Annotated in this window: 1 protein-coding gene; it reads right to left on the bottom strand. The window is 47.6% G+C overall.

Features of this window, described 5'->3' with window-relative positions; all coding sequences use genetic code 11:
• On the bottom strand, positions 1-1,015 hold a 1,015-nt coding region (gene tuf / locus Q8W40_RS27985; RefSeq protein WP_305402106.1), incomplete at both ends, for an elongation factor Tu.

The raw sequence follows: 1,015 nt of genomic DNA, 5'->3' as shown, positions 1-1,015 counted from the left end.
GTTACGTCCGTAGTACGGAAGTAGAACTGTGGACGGTAACCTTTGAAGAATGGAGTGTGGCGACCACCTTCGTCTTTAGACAGAACGTATACTTCTGACTCAAACTTAGTGTGTGGGTTGATTGAACCCGGTGCAGCCAGTACTTGACCACGCTCTACTTCTTCACGCTTAGTACCACGTAGAAGTGCACCAACGTTCTCGCCCGCACGACCTTCGTCTAGAAGCTTACGGAACATCTCAACACCAGTACATGTAGTTACTGTTGTTTCTTTAATGCCAACGATTTCTACTTCGTTACCCACGTTTAGGATACCGCGCTCGATACGACCTGTTACAACCGTACCACGACCCTGGATAGAGAATACGTCTTCGATTGGTAGTAGGAACGGCTGGTCTACAGCACGCTCTGGCTCTGGGATGTAAGAATCTAGTGCTTCTGCAAGCTCTACAATCTTATCTTCCCACTGCTTCTCGCCGTTTAGAGCGCCAAGAGCTGAACCTTGGATAACTGGTAGGTCATCACCTGGGAATTCGTACTCAGAAAGAAGTTCACGAACTTCCATTTCTACTAGCTCTAGAAGCTCTTCATCATCAACCATGTCACATTTGTTCATGAATACGATGATGTAAGGGATACCAACCTGACGGCCTAGTAGGATGTGCTCACGAGTTTGAGGCATTGGACCATCAGTCGCAGCTACAACTAGGATACCACCGTCCATTTGCGCAGCACCTGTGATCATGTTTTTAACATAATCGGCGTGTCCTGGGCAGTCTACGTGTGCGTAGTGACGAGATGGAGTGTCGTACTCAACGTGAGAAGTTGCGATTGTGATACCGCGCTCACGCTCTTCTGGAGCGTTATCGATTGATGCGAAGTCTTTCGCTTCACCGCCGTACACTTTAGATAGAGTAGTACAGATTGCAGCAGTTAGAGTTGTTTTACCGTGGTCAACGTGGCCGATAGTACCAACGTTTACGTGCGGTTTCGTACGTTCAAATTTTTCTTTAGACA

The organism is Vibrio penaeicida (assembly GCF_030689305.1).
GTDB classification, from domain to species: Bacteria; Pseudomonadota; Gammaproteobacteria; order Enterobacterales; family Vibrionaceae; genus Vibrio; species Vibrio penaeicida_B.
The sequence above is the reverse complement of the archived record's forward strand: the minus strand, read 5'-3'. Positions and strand labels throughout refer to the sequence as shown.